This window comes from Methylomonas koyamae, assembly GCF_001644025.1.
Taxonomy (GTDB): Bacteria; Pseudomonadota; Gammaproteobacteria; order Methylococcales; family Methylomonadaceae; genus Methylomonas; species Methylomonas koyamae_A.
On record NZ_LUUK01000071.1, the window covers coordinates 1 to 15,393 of the forward strand.

The 15,393-nt window shown below is 58.4% G+C and carries 12 protein-coding genes; 5 read left to right on the forward strand and 7 right to left on the reverse strand.

Features of this window, described 5'->3' with window-relative positions; translation table 11 throughout:
• The first annotated feature begins 338 nt into the window (after nucleotides 1–338).
• On the forward strand, nucleotides 339–2,237 hold the full coding sequence (locus tag A1355_RS06450) for a HAMP domain-containing methyl-accepting chemotaxis protein (protein WP_064026190.1): 1,899 nt from the start codon (nucleotides 339–341) through the stop codon (nucleotides 2,235–2,237).
• Between the two features lie 16 nt (nucleotides 2,238–2,253).
• Here A1355_RS06450 and A1355_RS06455 read toward each other — a convergent pair whose 3' ends face one another.
• Nucleotides 2,254–4,656, reverse strand: coding sequence for an ABC transporter permease (locus tag A1355_RS06455; RefSeq protein ID WP_231883586.1), 2,403 nt, complete (start codon nucleotides 4,654–4,656; stop codon nucleotides 2,254–2,256).
• Between the two features lie 2 nt (nucleotides 4,657–4,658).
• Entirely contained in the window at nucleotides 4,659–5,420 is a 762-nt protein-coding gene (locus tag A1355_RS06460; RefSeq protein WP_082885396.1) for an ABC transporter ATP-binding protein, read from the reverse strand.
• Between the two features lie 82 nt (nucleotides 5,421–5,502).
• On the opposite strand from A1355_RS06460, the gene A1355_RS06465 reads away from it, so the two are divergent.
• The 4 genes from A1355_RS06465 to A1355_RS06485 all read left to right on the forward strand — a co-directional run bounded on the left by A1355_RS06465 (nucleotide 5,503) and on the right by A1355_RS06485 (nucleotide 9,969).
• Nucleotides 5,503–6,072: a methyltransferase family protein gene (locus tag A1355_RS06465; protein ID WP_064026194.1), complete on the forward strand. Its 570-nt coding sequence runs from the start codon at nucleotides 5,503–5,505 to the stop codon at nucleotides 6,070–6,072.
• 141 nt (nucleotides 6,073–6,213) lie between these two features.
• Nucleotides 6,214–7,560: a hypothetical protein gene (locus A1355_RS06470; protein WP_064026196.1), complete on the forward strand. Its 1,347-nt coding sequence runs from the start codon at nucleotides 6,214–6,216 to the stop codon at nucleotides 7,558–7,560.
• 1,083 nt (nucleotides 7,561–8,643) lie between these two features.
• Complete coding sequence (locus A1355_RS06480) at nucleotides 8,644–8,898, forward strand: hypothetical protein (protein WP_064026201.1); 255 nt, start codon at nucleotides 8,644–8,646, stop codon at nucleotides 8,896–8,898.
• A 489-nt stretch (nucleotides 8,899–9,387) separates the two neighbouring features.
• Nucleotides 9,388–9,969, forward strand: a complete 582-nt coding sequence (locus A1355_RS06485) for a UPF0149 family protein (RefSeq protein WP_175463636.1) — start codon at nucleotides 9,388–9,390, stop codon at nucleotides 9,967–9,969.
• 136 nt (nucleotides 9,970–10,105) lie between these two features.
• On the opposite strand, the gene A1355_RS06490 is transcribed toward A1355_RS06485, so the two are convergent.
• The 5 genes from A1355_RS06490 to A1355_RS06510 all read right to left on the reverse strand — a co-directional run bounded on the left by A1355_RS06490 (nucleotide 10,106) and on the right by A1355_RS06510 (nucleotide 15,205).
• The gene (locus A1355_RS06490; RefSeq protein ID WP_064026234.1) at nucleotides 10,106–10,651 is read right to left on the reverse strand and encodes a DUF1097 domain-containing protein; all 546 of its coding nucleotides are present in this window, start codon (nucleotides 10,649–10,651) and stop codon (nucleotides 10,106–10,108) included.
• Between the two features lie 726 nt (nucleotides 10,652–11,377).
• A complete protein-coding gene (locus tag A1355_RS06495) occupies nucleotides 11,378–12,154 on the reverse strand; it encodes a TIGR01458 family HAD-type hydrolase (RefSeq protein WP_064026205.1) in 777 nt (258 codons plus the stop codon).
• Nucleotides 12,155–12,222: 68 nt separating this feature from the next.
• Entirely contained in the window at nucleotides 12,223–12,777 is a 555-nt protein-coding gene (rimI, locus tag A1355_RS06500; RefSeq protein WP_064026208.1) for a ribosomal protein S18-alanine N-acetyltransferase, read from the reverse strand.
• A gap of 4 nt (nucleotides 12,778–12,781) precedes the next feature.
• Entirely contained in the window at nucleotides 12,782–13,651 is an 870-nt protein-coding gene (locus tag A1355_RS06505) for a uracil-DNA glycosylase (RefSeq protein ID WP_064026210.1), read from the reverse strand.
• Nucleotides 13,652–13,660: 9 nt separating this feature from the next.
• Nucleotides 13,661–15,205 carry a 2-isopropylmalate synthase gene (locus A1355_RS06510; RefSeq protein WP_064026212.1) on the reverse strand — a complete coding sequence of 515 codons (1,545 nt, stop codon included), beginning with the start codon at nucleotides 15,203–15,205 and terminating at the stop codon, nucleotides 13,661–13,663.
• Nucleotides 15,206–15,393 lie beyond the last annotated feature (188 nt).

A 15,393-nucleotide genomic window follows, 5' to 3' on the forward strand; every position in this document is an offset into this window, starting at 1 on the left:
GCGCCGCCGTATAGGTCATCAACGCCTGGTCATGCCGACTTGTCCGGCGCCGTTGGCTGGATTCGTGCCGTCGCCGCTCGCGAAATCCGGCACTGAATGCCTGGCGAGGCTCGGCGATGTTGCTGACAAAAGCTTCAAATCGGCTAGTATTATGACTGCGTTGCGGGTGGCGGATTCGGTAAGGCCCAGGTTATTCGAACTTGCGCAAACCTTTTGTAAGTCCAGGCTTACATAGGACTTTCAGTTCCGTCGTCGGTTTTAAACTCTTCGTTCACGCCGAATAGCTGCACGGTTAGACGGCATGATGGTTGATTTGACCGGAACTATTGGAGATGCGTATGCCGTTGTCGGAGTTGAAACTGAATACCCGGCTGTTGTTGCCGCCGGGCATCATGGCCCTATTGGCCGTCCTGTTGTGCATTTTCGGCATTCGCAATCTGGCCGAAGTCAACGCGGTCTTGAGTAGCGTCTACAACGACAGGGTCGTCCCGCTACAAAGCTTGAAGACCATCGCCGACCGCTATGCCGTTAATATCGTCGATACCGCGCACAAGGCCCGCAACGGCAACATCGGTTGGGCAGAGGCTCGCAAGAACATCGAGGAGTCCGGCGCCGTCGTCGAAAAGGCTTGGCGGGCTTATACGTCGACGTCTCTGGTGGATGAAGAGCGTGATTTGATCAAGCAGATCGAACCGTTATTCGCCAATGCCAACCGGGAACTCGCCGAGTTGCTGGCGATCATGCAGCGCGAAGACCGCAATGCGCTGGCGGCGTTCACGATGCAACGCTTGTATCCGGCCATAGACCCGATTTCCGAAAAAATATCCGCGCTGGTCGGTTTGCAATTGCGGGTCGCCAAGCAGCAAAACGATCTGGCCGAGGCCAATTACATGATGGTTCGCAATCTGACCGCGGCGATGTTGCTGGCCGGTTTGGTGGTTTGCGTTTGGTTTTCACTGAAAGTCGGCCGTTCGATCAAGGCCCAGATCGGCATGGAACCCGGCGCGGCGGCGGAACTGGCGCAAGCGGTTTCGGCCGGCGATTTGAGCCAAGACGTGCCGGTCGCGCCCGGCGACACCTTGAGCATTGCCGCCAATTTGCGAACGGTCGTCGTCAATTTGCGGCGCATGGCGGCCGATGCGATGACCTTGGCCGAGGCCGGCGTCGAGGGTCGACTGGCGGTGCGGGCCGACGCCAACGCGCATAGCGGCGAATACCGGCGCATCATCGAAGGTGTCAATGCCACGTTGGACGCGGTAGTTGGTCCGTTGGACCGGGTGCGCGAGCTGTTGACCTGTGTCGAGCAAGGCGATCTGAGCCGGCGGATCGACGAAGATTATCAAGGCCAATTGCAGGAATTGCGATTGGCCGCCAACGCAACGGTAATCCGTTTGTCGGAAACGATTAACGAGGTTTCGGTCGCGGCCGACCAATTGAGCGACGCCGCCGAGCAAGTCAGCGCCACGTCGCAAGTCTTGGCCCAGTCGGCCAGCGAGCAGGCCGCCGGGGTCGAGCAGACCAGTGCCAGCGTCGAGCAAATGGCGGCCAGTATTAACCAGAATGCCGAGAACGCCGCCGTCACCGACGCGATGGCCGGCAAGTCCGCCCAGGAGGCGGTCGAGGGCGGCGCGGCGGTCAAGCAAACCGTGGAGGCGATGAAGGAAATCGCGACCCGGATCGGCATCATCGACGACATCGCCTATCAAACCAATATGCTGGCCTTGAACGCGGCGATCGAGGCCGCCAGGGCCGGAAATCAAGGAAAGGGGTTTGCGGTGGTGGCGGCCGAGGTGCGTAAATTGGCGGAACGCAGTCAGACCGCTGCCCAGGAAATCGGTAAGTTGGCCGAACAAACCGTGCAAGACGCCGAATTGGCAGGGCGGATGATCGATTCGATTATCCCCACCATCGGCAAGACTTCGGCCTTGGTGCAGGAAATCGCGGCGGCTTCGCACGAGCAAGCGGTCGGCGTCGGGCAAATCAACCAGGCGATGAATCAAGTGAACCGGGTGACCCAGCAAAACGCCGCGTCCAGCGAGGAATTAGCGGCGACCGCCGAACAAATGAGCGGACAGGCCGAGCAATTACAAAATCTGATGAGTTTCTTCCGGCTGGCGGACGAAGAGCCGCCGAGCCCCCGCCAGTTCGCTACGGAACGGCCGCCGAAAACCAAGCCGGCGCGTGATCGCTTCGAAGCCGATTTTTTACCGAACGAAGGGCAATTCGTGCGCTATTAGCCGGCGTCTAACCGCGTCAATGCGCAAGGCAATCGCGTATCGTCAATTTGGCGGCGGATTTCGCCGGCCAGTAGGCGGCGATCGCGGCGATCGTCAGTACCAATACCAACCAATACAGCGCCGCGGTATAGTCGAAGCGATAGTCCAGCCGGATGCCGAGCATGACGGTGCCCAAGCGTTCGGCGATCGGTTGGGCAAGCCAACTGGCCAGCGGCACGCTGACGAGCCACGCCAAGCCGCCGTGCAACAAACCTTCCATCGCAAACAGCCGAAACACCGCCGGCGTCGGCGCGCCGATGGCGCGCATCACGCCGATTTCGCGAGTGCGCTGCAACACGGCGATCGTCAGCGTGCCGGACAGGCCGATGCCGCCGATGGCCGCGACCATCGCCGCCAATCCCGCCAAGGTCCCCAATACTGAATTGAATTGGTTGCGGGCATAGCGGCGCTGCGCCAGCTTGGCTTCGGTGCTGTAGACGTCTAAGGTCAGGCCGGCGCTGTCGTAGCGGTCCTTGAGTTGGCGCAAATAGCTGTCTTCGCCGGCCGGGTCGGCGATGTCGGCATCCAGTAGCGCAAACGAAGCGAGTTCGCCGGTCTCAGCCAGTTCGTGGGCGGTTGTCTGCGGCGCGTAAACCGGTTCGACGGCCGGATTGTTGCCGGCCAACCAGCGGTAGACCCCGACAATGCGCCAGGACTGGCGGCTCGCCCCCAACCTTACATCAACGTTGTCGCCGGGTTTTAGACCGTTCAGCGCGGCGGTGTCGGCACTGATGACTAATTCCCGCTCGCCGGCGTCCGCTAACCAGCGGCCGGCTTCGATCAGCGGCCGGTAAAGCGTGGAAGCTGCCGGTACCGCCAGCATCTGCAGGCCCAGACTCCCGGTTTGCCGCAAGGTTTGCCCTTGATGGCTGATTTCCACCGGCAGCCGTTGCCAGACCGCGAGATCGCGGGTCGCCGGCAGCGATTTGGCTAACTCGGCGACCCTAGCCGCGGGCTGGTCGACGCTGAAACCCAATTTAACCGCGTAACGGCTACGCGCCATTTCGTTGTCCAGCGTCAGGTTCACCGAGGCGATCAGGCTGGTCGATACCAAAAGCATGATTCCGGCCACGATCAACACGCCTTGGGTTAATAGCAATCGGGCCTTGCGGCGGAATAAATTGCCCAGCGCCGCCGCATACAGCGTCGGCAACCATCGCGCCCCAAGCTTTTCGATCCAGGCATCGAAGCGGTTCCCGCCGAAATCGCCGCCCAAGCCGTAATTGGCCAATGCCGTCCGTACCGTCATCGCCGCGCCGCGCCACACCGGCGGCAACGCCGCCAGTAGCGGCGCAAGCAGACCGCCGCCGATCATCCAAGCCAGTGCGTCGGGCGCGACCGAGAACGCGCCGCCGGCGATGTTGAACAAGGCCAGCAACTTGCGAGCGGCCCAATCGGCGCCGAACAGCGCCGGCGGAATCGCCATGCAAGTCGCGGCCAGCGCCAGCAAAGCAACTTCGCTGAGATATAACCCGGCCACGGTCGCGCCGCCGCCGCCCAGCGCCTTGATGACGCCGATCTGGTCGGTTTGTTGGGTAATCTGGGCCGATACCGTATTCAAAATCAACAGGCTGGCCAAGGCCAGGGACGCCAGGGCCATCGCTTGCAATACCGAGTTGATACCGGCGACAAAGGGACGGCCCCAATGCTTTTCCGGGTCTTGCAGCAACGTGACGCTGACCGGCAGATGCCGCTCGGCCAGCAAGTTTCGGAGTTGGGCGGCGACGCCTCGGGCGGTTTCGACGTCGTACGGCGGCACGATGCGCACCAGCAACTGCCGGAAATAGCCGTCCGCTACGCCGAACGACGCGGCGCTGGCGCGGTCGGCGAAAAAATGTATCTGACCGCCGAATTTGGGCGGTTTGACGAAAGGATGGCGGACGACGCCGCTGATCCGAAAATCGGTCGGGCCGTTGGCGGTGTCGAACTCGACTGTCGCGCCGGCCGCCAAGCCGGTTGCGTTTTGGGACAGATTTTCGACGGCGACTTGGCCTGAGCCCGGCCAAGATCCGCTTTCCAGCGTGGTTAGGTCGAATTGCTGGGCGGCGTAATCCGGGCGAACGATTAAGGTCGCGTTTTGCCATTCGCCGCTGCCGGTTTGGCGGTAACGCACCGACAGCGGCGTCAGCGTGTCGATACCCGCCACGCCGGGAACGGCGCGTAAGCGGCTTAGCAGTTCGGGCTCGGCCGCGCCGCGCAGAATCAGGTTGATATGCGAGGGCTGCGAGCGTCGATGAGCGGCGTCCATGCGGTCGAGCAGCAACGTGACCATCCCGAACAGCGTTCCGACGCAAAAAATGCCGATCGCGATGTTGACGACGGCCAACAGACTGCGCGCCTTGGCGGCGCGCCAGTCGGCCAGGATTTTGTAGCGCAACACGTTCAAGCGCTTTCGGCCCCGCGGTCCACTGCTGGATCGTCCGGCGCTTCCAAGCCCGATCCGTTCCGCTCGGCCGCGTGCCAGGCAATGTCGGCATGGATGCGCCCGCCGCGAATTTCCAACTTGCGGCTGGCGGCGTCGGCCAGCGCTTCGTTGTGAGTGACCATGACTAAGGTCTTGCCCTGGTCGTTGAGATGGGCGAACAGCTCGAACACCGCGTCGGCGGTGGCGGCGTCCAGATTGCCGGTCGGTTCGTCGGCGACGATCAACGGCGGGTCGTTGGCCAGCGCGCGGGCGATCGCGGCGCGTTGTTGCTGCCCGCCGGAAACCTGGCTGGGCAGGCGGTCGGCGGCATCGGCCAGACCCACTCGCTCCAATAGAGACATGGCCCGCTCCCGGCGCCGGCGTTTGTCCAGCTTGCCGAGAAAATCCATCGGCAGCACTACGTTTTGCCACAAATTTAAAGCCGGCAACAATTGGAAAAATTGAAACACGATGCCGACATTGGCGCCGCGCCAGGCGGTGAGCTTTGAGTTACTCAGTTGGTGTAGCGCCGCGCCGTTGACGAAAATCTCGCCGCGATTGGGATGATCGATGCCGGTCAACAGATTCAGCAACGTCGATTTGCCGTTGCCGGACGGGCCGACGATGGCGACGAATTCTCCGGCGGCGATGTCCAGGTCGATGCCGTGCAACACCGTCTGCAAGCCGCCGGCCTGCGGATAATCTTTGTAAACCTGGCGAAGTCGGATGATGGATTGCATGGCGGCCGGCAAATTAGGGTATGGTACACGACGCGCGGCTTTCGGGCGCGCGCCGGTTTTCGAGAGTCTCTGGAGAGAACATATGTTGGCGGTACGCTTGCTATGGTTGGTTTTGGCGTTGGCTTGGCTGGCGGCGGAAATTTGCTTGGCCCAGGCCGCGCGCGGCCGAACCGATGGTGTCGCCGCCGAACGCGATTCGCAACGCCGCCTGTGGCTGGCCGGCGCGGCCGGTCTGATTGCGGCGCTGTACGCCAAACAACTATGGTGGTGGCCGCTGCCGGTGGCTTATTTGCCCAGGCAGGCGCTGGCGCTGACGATTTTCGCGGCCGGTCTGAGCTTGCGCTATCTGGCGGTCCAGCGTCTAGGCCGATTTTTTACCACCGACGTCACGATACAGCCCCGTCACGAGTTGATCGTCGACGGGCCCTACCGCTGGCTGCGCCATCCCGCCTATACCGGTTTACTGCTGGCGCTGGCCGGAGCCGGCTTGGCGATGGGCGACGGTCTGGCCATATTGGCGGCAACCCTGCCGATCGGCCTGGCCGTGCGCGGCCGAATCGCGATCGAGGAAGCGATGTTGGCGGCCGAATTCGGCGCGGCTCACGCCGACTATTGCGCGGTGCGCTGGCGCCTGTTGCCTTGGCTATATTGAACGCCGCCACCGGACGGGCGCTCCGCATCGGTACCGCGACAAACTGATATACTGCGCCGGTTCCGAACCGGCCCGATCGGATTCGGAAGTCATCGCGGTCTTCCCGCCTTTTAATAATAACGACAACTACCGGGATATTTTATGCAAGATTATTTGCCGATGCTCGAATCCATCGCCGCCGACTGGTACCGGTTGACGCTGGCCAATCAGGAATACGCGATCACGCTGATCGTCGCGGTCTGGCTGTTGACCGCGATTTTTTACAGCATCCGAATCGGTTTTCTGAACGGCCGTTTTCGCCGGCTGGCCGCCGCGTTGCAACAACTGCAATCCGAACTGGCCGAAGCCAAACTGCAAATCGAAGGCTTACAGCAGCAATTGACCGAGAGCGGCGAGCAAGTCTCCGCCGCCAATGCCGAAATCGCCAATCGGGCACAATTAATCGACGCGTTGGAGCAGCAAATGCTTAAAGCCAACCAAAGGCTCGCCGACGTCAACAAGGCGCTGGCGGCGAACTTTGGATTGCCGGTACCTGGCGGCGACGGCGGCAACCCCGAGGAGGTTTGGGATCAGCATCGGCAAATTACCGAGCAATTGAACGGCGTACTGGCCGCCGAGCGTCAAGCCAAGGCCGACGCGGAACAGGCCCGCGAGGACGAGGCGGCCAAGGTGGGCGAGAAGGAAGCCTTGCTCGGCGCATTGCGGGCGCGCGTCGAGTCGCAAACTCAACAAATCGGCGAACTGGAAGCGGCCTTGGCCGAACAGCAACGTCAAGCGCAACAACAGCGGATCGACGCCGCGCGCGTCGCCGAGCTGGAAGCGAAGCTAGCCACCGCCACTGCGGTCAAGGTGGTACCCGCGCCGGCTCCGGCTCCGGTGACGGCCGTAAAATCGGAAACCCCCGCGCCGGTTAGCGAGCGTATCGGCGATAGTGTTAGAGCGGCCGTGGAGCCTGAAAAGCCGGCGGTGGTCGCCAGTCCGGTCGCACCGATCCCGGCACCGGAGCCCGTCGAGATCAGCGCACCCGAACCGATTGTCGTCGCCAAACCGGTGGAGCCGCCGCGTCCGATCGCCGTCGAACCGGCTTCTGGCAAACCAGCCGAGCCGGCCGGCGGTGGCTTGAAAAAGCTGTTCGGCAGCACGATGCAGAAATTCGCCAAGCTGGACGAAAAATTCGGCGGTTCGACACCGAAGCCCGCGGTAGCTGAAGCCGAACCGACACCGGCCCCGAGCGCGGAACCGGCACCGGAACCAATCGCGCCGACTCTCGCGGCGGATAAGCCCGCCGAAAAACCGGCCGCTGGCGGCGCGATGTCCAAGTTCAAGGGCTTGCTCGGCAAGGGCAAAAGCGAAGCGAATGCCGACGATGACGAAGCGGAACCGTTGATCGAACAACTCGAAGCCGTCACCGCCGACGCGATGCAGGCCGCCGAAAAGGCCAAGGGCCAATTGCGCGGATTGTTCGGAAAATTCGGCAAAAAGGGCTGAATAAGCCCCATCCTCCGGCTCGGCCGATTAGCTTGGGATCGGCCTTAGACGCCGCTCCGCCAGCCAATTGGGCTGGCGGACACGCCTTGTTGGAGGGTATGCGTCGCTGGCTTCCGTTGTATGCAACCTGCCGTCGGGCGGACTTCGGGCCGCCGCGATCGTCAAATCCAAGGCGGCGCAGCCAAATCATTGGACGTCAACTAAACCGCTTGGCGACGAGTCTTCCGGTGATTGCCGGCAAACGTCGCTATTCCCCCTCCGCCAATAACACGAGCGCCGTCGGACGCGCCGGACTCGGATCCGCCCTGCGTGAGATTTTGCGGCAATTTAAGATTGTCAGCGTCCCGGCTGTTCAGCGCGCCGGGATCGGCCTCGATATTTTCCCCTCCAGAACTGTCCGCTCGGACCCGCATGCTTGCGCGTTGGCAATCGACGGGGCGAATGGTGTGCCGGGGTGGATTGGTTTCCGGTTCGCGGCTTACGTTCTCGCGAATCAAATCGCCGTTCACGTCGTTTTAGCAGGCGGCGCGGCCGCTCGTGCCCTAAATTCCATCGGATCATCGTCGTTCGGTGTGGCGCGAAGTCGGTGTCTGGTCAATTTGCGCTCGAATTCTTCCCGAACCGAAATTCACTCCTGTCGCAGTCCAAATTCGTCTTGCGTTGATTCATTTGACTCGGGAGCCTTCCGTGTGTCCAACCTCGAGTCGCTGCGACAGCGCCAAGGTGACAGTTGCGTATGGCGCGCGGCGGATTCGAGATGGGTCTGCCAAAGGCATCGTGCAAACTGTACAAATCAGTGTTTATAAAATTAACAGGTGCATAAAAAATAAACGGATGGATTACGGGCTTGGATTGTTCTATTTTTTAAAAAAATATAAAAATCAATGCTATAGGTGCTGGCGGGATCTGGCATTTTTCCTGCTTTGGTATGGCGGCGTTATTGGGTGCTGGCGCTTTGGCCGCACGGCGGCGCGTTTCTACTCGGCGTTCGGATCGGGCGGGCCGTGACGCTAGGCTGATTGACGCCGTTTAAGCGCTGATTCTCCGGCTTAATATGTCGGTTTTGGGTTTCTTGGATTAACGATGGCGAGGTTTCTGATGAGGTTTGCGATAGGTTTGGTACTGCTGGGCTTTAGTTTTTCAGTGCATTCTGAAAGCTATCCGGCGGCTTACTTTCAGCCCAAGCTGATATACAGCGCCGATAGCAACGAGAGCGATCAACAAGCGCAAACAACTGAAGTTTCCGCGAATCAGGGCGAGTTTGATCCCCGCTACCCTGCCGCGAACTTTCGTCCGATTGTGATATTTTCATCGACCGAGTTTATCCCGGAAAATTAACGACTAGGGCGAACGATAGATGCCGGCGGTAAACAGTCGTTTTGTCCACGGATTGGCTGGCGAAAGCATCGCCTGTTTAGTTAATAGAGCAAATCGAGGTTATTCAAGAGGCGGTGAAATTTGTGAGCCTGTCGTTGGTCCGATTTATCCGGATTTCGACGTTTTATTGTTTTACTGTTGCAAGTCAAACAAACCATATCCAGGTTTTTTGGCAATCGTGGCGAGTCATTTCGACAATGCTGTCTTTTACTATGAAAGTCGCTAGGAAAATCACCGATATATCTAGGTCAGGAACGCCTTGATCTCGGCTAAAGCCGCTCCAGCTACCTTCATTTTCGGGGACGAAAGTCCTTTCAAGACCGCTAGGTTTGAGCAATATCCTCTTGGGGTGTCAAGTAACTTAACCCATTATTTAAGGCTATGATCGATAATAAAGCATTAGACGCGCTAGTATTCTCTTTAAATGAATGCGTTCTTCCGGAATTGCATTTGAACAAAGCCGGGTTAACCGGTTTTTTTTATGCGCTGACTATCACGCCGTGCATAATCGATCCATCCGAGTGGATGGCGGAGTTGTTTTTGGGGGATAGACCCGATTTAAGCGGAAGACAAGTTAAGCGCTTGAAAAAAGCGGTAGTCGCCGTGGTTAAGTCGGCAAATAAGTCGATGCTGGCCGATAAACTAGAGTTTCCGTACGATTTTTCCGAGATTGACGAAGAAACGATGGCTGATATTTGGCATTGGTGTTATGGATTTTTGAGGGGCATTAACTTGCGCTGGTCTTTTTGGCAAAGCGGTATTATCGCCAAGGAAACCGGGCAGTGTTACGATCTTGTCAAGGGAAGTATTAATATTATTACCGCATTGGTGACCGAAGACCTTAGTTATTTGGATAATTTGGAACAACTGAAATCGCGGATCGGCGGTAATATTGAAGGAGGCGCAAGCGACGAACGGATTCTTGCCGCCGTGTTGCCGACGTTACCCGAAGCGTATCAATGTTTGCGGATATTCGCGGCAACGATGTCGAAGCGCCTGCAAGCACATCAGAGTGTTAAAGCCTCGAGCTGAGGCAATGCTAAGCCGTGATGGCTATCGTTGCGGGGAAAGCGTCGAGCGAAGTCGGCGGGCGGATGCAAATTCGCTGTTCGACTTCGCTGAATGTATAAGCGTTTCGGCATCCTTGCCTGGTGGTGCTAATCCTGTTTTATCTTTTTCTAACCAGAGGGCTTGGAATACTGCTAAGTTTTCCGGCCAATTGATTCGAAAGATGTCCAAATACCGATCCGAGAATAAACGAAATCGATATGACCAACAGCGGGTTATTCAGCGATGCGCCTAAAAGAACTTCCTGATTCAATTTATCGGGAGTTTGTAGTAAATAAGCGAAGGTGGAGGAGTAACCCAAAACGCCAACCGGTATAATCGCGAATTGCGGTAAATTCGCAGACAGACACAGTACAATCACCGCGCCCGCCACGATTAATGCCGTGGTAATTTCGACGCCCAATGAGATTTCCGGATCTATTTTCAGCAGCAATAGTGCGGTGATCCAGGCCATGAACACTCCGAAAATTCCATTGATTATCGTGTTAATTGCCGCCTCTCGGTCCGCGCCTAATAAGAAATAAGCCGCCCATGCAATCGTTGCAGCCCAAATAAAAAACACGCCCGCCGCGGGGCCCACCGCAAAATACGTGGCGACTCCAGAAAGAATGCCGATGCTCAGGGATAGTGCTGTAATTTTTTCCATTTGAAATTTCCTGTTGATTATCAAGGGTGTTGAAATAAAAGTGATCAGCCGCAGGGGCGAGGTTATTTTTTTCGTAAAAATTAACCAATCCAAAATATAGCACTCCGATTATTTATTGAAAATGCGACAATTTGTCACGCTGACAGCTCTTCCGTCGATGATAATATTTTTCGTCAAAATGGACGAAACTTATCAGGTCCAGACAGAATAATTCCCGGCATCACTTGGGAAAATTCCTTGTTGATTTTTCTAGTGCCTTAAAGCATGTGTATTCCGGGGAATAAGCACGCTAAATTTGCGTATCTCGGCGCGAATCCAGGTTAATAATAATGAGCAGGTTTAAAAGATTGGTAAGTCAATAACTTGTTATATTATCGGATGCGTTTTCGGTAACAGCATTCTGTTCGGGCCTCGGCTTTTCGAATGGCCTTAGATGAAACAGAAATCCCAAATAAACGGAATCCTTCCGGTTTTAGAGTGTGGAATCGGCATCGGCGCCGATGGGCTTTGGCGGGGAGTTAAAACGAATTCAGTTTGTTAGAATCGAGGGGTGGCCGTGATGAAAACAGTCGGTTTAGGTACCTCTGCGACTTACGCCGGCCGTGAAGGCGGAGGGTTGTCCGAGTTGAGGCTTGTCCGCCGAGTCCGGCTTGCTGCACGCGTCAATGCCTGAGTTTCCAAACGTCGGCTCGCAATCGAGTGTTCTGTTTCAGCACAGCAAGCTTGCTAACGTCCTAAATGCAGAGGCAGCTCGGCGACCGAATCCAGTATCAGATCGGGTTGCACGGGCGACGCTTGGGTATAGGCCTCGCGGTATTTGCCGGTCTTGACCAGGATACCCTGCAGTCCGGCGCGTTGGGCGCCGCCGACGTCGGAATCGATATCGTCGCCTATCATCGCGATCCGGCTGGCCGGCAGGCCAAGTTGTCGTAAGGCCAGCGCAAAAAAGGCCGGCGATGGCTTGCCCATGACTGCGGCGGTTTTGCCGGTCGCATATTCCAGGCCGGTGACGAAAGCGCCGATGTCCATCCTGAGGCCGTCGGCTGTTTGCCAGAATTTGCCTTTGTGCAAGGCGATCAGCTCGGCGCCGGCCATGGCCATTTCGAACACCCGGTTGAGAATGTCGTAATTCCAGGCCGAACCGATATCGCCGATCACGACGGCGTCCGGCTGTTGGGCGGCGGCGTTGAATTCGGCGAATTCATCCTTGACCGCGTCGGCGACCAGAAAATGGCAGCTGCGGTAGCCGCGATGTTTGAGGTAGAGGCGCGCGGCGTGCGGAGTCGTCAATATCTCGTCGGCGACGATCGGCAAGTCGATGGCTTGCAGTTTGGCCGCCAATTGCGCGCGCGATTGGGTCGTGGTGTTGGTGACGAAGCGGCGGGGCAAGCCCAACGACTGGATGTGCGCCAGCGCCGCCGCCGCGCCGGGAATCGCCGCGTCGCCAACGTAGAGAACGCCGTCAAGATCGAACAGCAGGCCGTCAATTTCGGAAACAGTCATCGGAAAGTCTCGTGGATACCCTAGCGCGGGTTTTACCTCATCGTTTCCGGCCCGGTCAAGCGGCCGTGTTAGAGTCGCGGCACCAGATCCAGTTCGAACATGATGGCGTCTTCGCGGCCCTGTTTGGCCGGATAGTAATTCTTGCGGACACCGATTTCCCGAAAACCGGTCTTGCGGTACAGGTCGATCGCGCCGGGGTTGCTGGGGCGGACTTCCAGGAAGATTTTTTCGGCGCGCGGCCGGGCGTATTCGATCAAATGCTCCAGCATCTTGCGGCCGGCGCCCTGGCGCTGAAAGCGGGGACTGACGCTGATATTCATGATATGGGCCTCGCCGGCCATCACCGAGATGATGCAATAGCCGACGATGCTCTCGTCCGGCGCTTCGCAGACCCAGTTGGTGTAATTGATGGCGCGAAAACAATCCTTGAAAATGCCTTCCGACCACGGAAACTCGTAATTTTCATTTTCGATGGTCAGCACGCGCGGTAAATCGGCGTGGTCCATTTTACGCAGCCTCAGCAAGTCGCGCGGCGCGACCGAATCGGGAAATACCTTGGCGTAAAACTCGCGGTCGGCGTCGTAAATCACGGCATCTTTCAGCTTGTGTAGCAATTTCCACATGGGGTTAGGTTTCCAGCGATTGATAAACGGAAAGCGCGAATTGCAGGTCTTCCCAGGCTTTGGCTTTTTCGGGCAACGAGCGTAGCAAATAAGCGGGGTGGTGTACCACCGTCAACGGTATTCCGGCCAATTCGTGGCGGATGCCGCGCAGCCGCGCCAGCGGTTGCTGGGTTTTTAGCAGGTTTTGCGCGGCGATGCGGCCGACGGCGACGATGAGCTTGGGTTGAATCAGTTCAATCTGGCGTTTTAAAAAATCGTGGCAGGCATCGACTTCTTCGGCCCTCGGATCGCGATTATTCGGCGGTCGGCATTTCAGCATGTTGGCGATGTAGACCTGCTCGCGGCGCATGCCTATAGCCCGGATCATTTCGTTCAGCAATTGGCCGGCCCGCCCGACGAAGGGCTCGCCTTGCAGATCCTCGTCGCGGCCCGGCGCTTCGCCGATCAGCAGCCAAGTCGCATGCTTGTTGCCGACGCCGAACACAGTCTGGGTGCGGGTCTCGCAGAGAGCGCAGGCGCGGCAGATAGCGACTTCGTGCTGCAGGTCTTTCCAGGCCTGGTCGCCGGTGTGAGACTTGGGGTGATGCGGCAACGGTGCGAAGGCATCGCTTTCGGATATACAAGACGAGTCGGATGCGGCGGTTTGCAGTGCCGGTTCAGCGTGCCGGTGATCAGTGGCAGTTTCGTCTACGGCCGGATGTTCCGCGGTTGGCGCGGCTTCGTTATCGGGGGCGTCGAAGTGGTGGGCTTCGCTTTGCGATGCCCACCCTACAGGGGCGGCAACCGCTTGCTCGGTGACGATAGATGGATGCCGAAGTTCCCAGGCATCGATACCCATCGCCTCCAGGTATTGCAAGCGGACCGACTTTTCCATCGCGAGCTGTTACACGTCACCCTTTTGCGGATGCTGGCGCTGATCCGGGCTTTGCAGTTTGTTGACCGCGTTGATGTAAGCCTTGGCCGAGGCGATGACGATGTCGGTATCGGCGCCGGAGCCATTGACGATGCGGCCGGCGTTTTCCAGTCTGACCGTCACTTCGCCCTGCGAATCGGTGCCGGTGGTGATATTGTTGACCGAGTACAAAGCCAAGGTCGCGCCGGTTTGCACCAGGCTTTCGATGGCCTTCAGGCTGGCATCGACCGCACCGCCGCCGGTGGCGGTGCCGGTGACTTCCTTGCCGTCCACCAGGATGGTTACGGTGGCGTTCGGCACTTCGCCGGTCTCGGAACAGACTTTCAGCGCCACCAGTTTGATGTGTTCGTCTTCGGCCTCGAAACTTTGCTCGGAAATCAGCGCCTGTAAATCCTCGTCGAAGATTTCGTGCTTTTTATCGGCCAACTGCTTAAAGCGGAAGAAGGCATCGTTCAAATCGGCTTCGCTATCGAACTGCACGCCGAGTTCCGCCATCCGGGTCTTAAATGCGTTCCGCCCGGAATGCTTGCCCAGCACCATCCGGTTGGTGGTCCAGCCCACATCCTCGGCTCGCATGATTTCGTAAGTCTCGCGGTTTTTCAAGACGCCGTCCTGGTGAATGCCGGATTCGTGGGCGAAGGCGTTGGCGCCGACGATGGCCTTGTTGGGCTGTACCGGAAAGCCGGTGATGGACGACACCAGCTTCGAGCAGGTGACAATCTCGCGGGTGTCCAAGCGGGTGTCGCATTGGAAAAAATCCTGGCGGGTGCGGATTGCCATCACCACTTCCTCCAGCGAGGCGTTGCCGGCGCGCTCGCCCAGGCCGTTGATCGTGCATTCGACCTGGCGGGCACCGTTCATCACCGCCGACAAGGAGTTGGCGACCGCAAGTCCCAAGTCGTTATGGCAATGTACCGAGAAGACGGCCTTGTCGGCGTTTGGAATCCGTTGCCGCAAATTGGCGATCATCGCGCCGAATTGCTGCGGCATGCTGTAACCGACCGTGTCCGGGATGTTCAAGGTCGTCGCGCCGGCGGTAATCACCGCTTCCAGAATCCGGCACAAAAAATCCTCTTCCGAGCGGCCGGCGTCTTCCGGCGAGAACTCGACATTGTCGGTGTACTGCCGCGCGCGTTTGACGGCCTTGACCGCGTACTCGATCACTTGGTCCGGCTGCATGTTCAGCTTTTTCGCCATGTGGATCGGCGAAGTGGCAATGAAGGTATGGATGCGGGAACTGTTCGCGCCCTTCAAGGCCTCGCCGGCCCGGTCGATGTCTTTGTCCAAGGCTCTGGCCAAACCGCAGACCGTGCTGTCTTTAATCGCATCGGCGACGGCCTGCACCGCTTCGAAATCGCCTTGACTGGCGGCCGGGAATCCGGCTTCGATGACATCGACTTTCATGCGCTCCAGGGCGCGGGCGATGCGTACTTTTTCATCGCGGGTCATCGACGCGCCGGGGCTTTGCTCGCCGTCGCGCAAGGTGGTATCGAAAATAATCAATGAATCTTTCATGAGGGCTCCGTTCATGAAACGTTCGGCATCTCGCCGAGAAAGCGGAAAAAGTGGTGTTTATTGAAGTCGTCGTGGAATGATTGCTAGCCCCTCAGGGCAACAGTCTTGGAGACGGGGCGAGCGCAAGATGGCCGGATACTGGTCGGGCGAATTCGGTAGGCTGCGGAAAAGTCGTCTTGATGTTCATG

Bases quoted from the DNA above. Each gene is read 5' to 3' on its own strand.
- rimI (WP_064026208.1), bottom strand. From the start codon at position 12,777: ATGTGGAAATTGCTACACAAGCTGAAAGATGCCGTGATTTACGACGCC.
- A1355_RS06480 (WP_064026201.1), top strand. From the start codon at position 8,644: ATGGCGAGGTTTCTGATGAGGTTTGCGATAGGTTTGGTACTGCTGGGC.
- A1355_RS06510 (WP_064026212.1), bottom strand. From the start codon at position 15,205: ATGAAAGATTCATTGATTATTTTCGATACCACCTTGCGCGACGGCGAG.
- A1355_RS06470 (WP_064026196.1), top strand. From the start codon at position 6,214: ATGCAAGATTATTTGCCGATGCTCGAATCCATCGCCGCCGACTGGTAC.
- A1355_RS06460 (WP_082885396.1), bottom strand. From the start codon at position 5,420: ATGCAATCCATCATCCGACTTCGCCAGGTTTACAAAGATTATCCGCAG.
- A1355_RS06495 (WP_064026205.1), bottom strand. From the start codon at position 12,154: ATGACTGTTTCCGAAATTGACGGCCTGCTGTTCGATCTTGACGGCGTT.
- A1355_RS06490 (WP_064026234.1), bottom strand. From the start codon at position 10,651: ATGGAAAAAATTACAGCACTATCCCTGAGCATCGGCATTCTTTCTGGA.
- A1355_RS06505 (WP_064026210.1), bottom strand. From the start codon at position 13,651: ATGGAAAAGTCGGTCCGCTTGCAATACCTGGAGGCGATGGGTATCGAT.
- A1355_RS06450 (WP_064026190.1), top strand. From the start codon at position 339: ATGCCGTTGTCGGAGTTGAAACTGAATACCCGGCTGTTGTTGCCGCCG.
- A1355_RS06465 (WP_064026194.1), top strand. From the start codon at position 5,503: ATGTTGGCGGTACGCTTGCTATGGTTGGTTTTGGCGTTGGCTTGGCTG.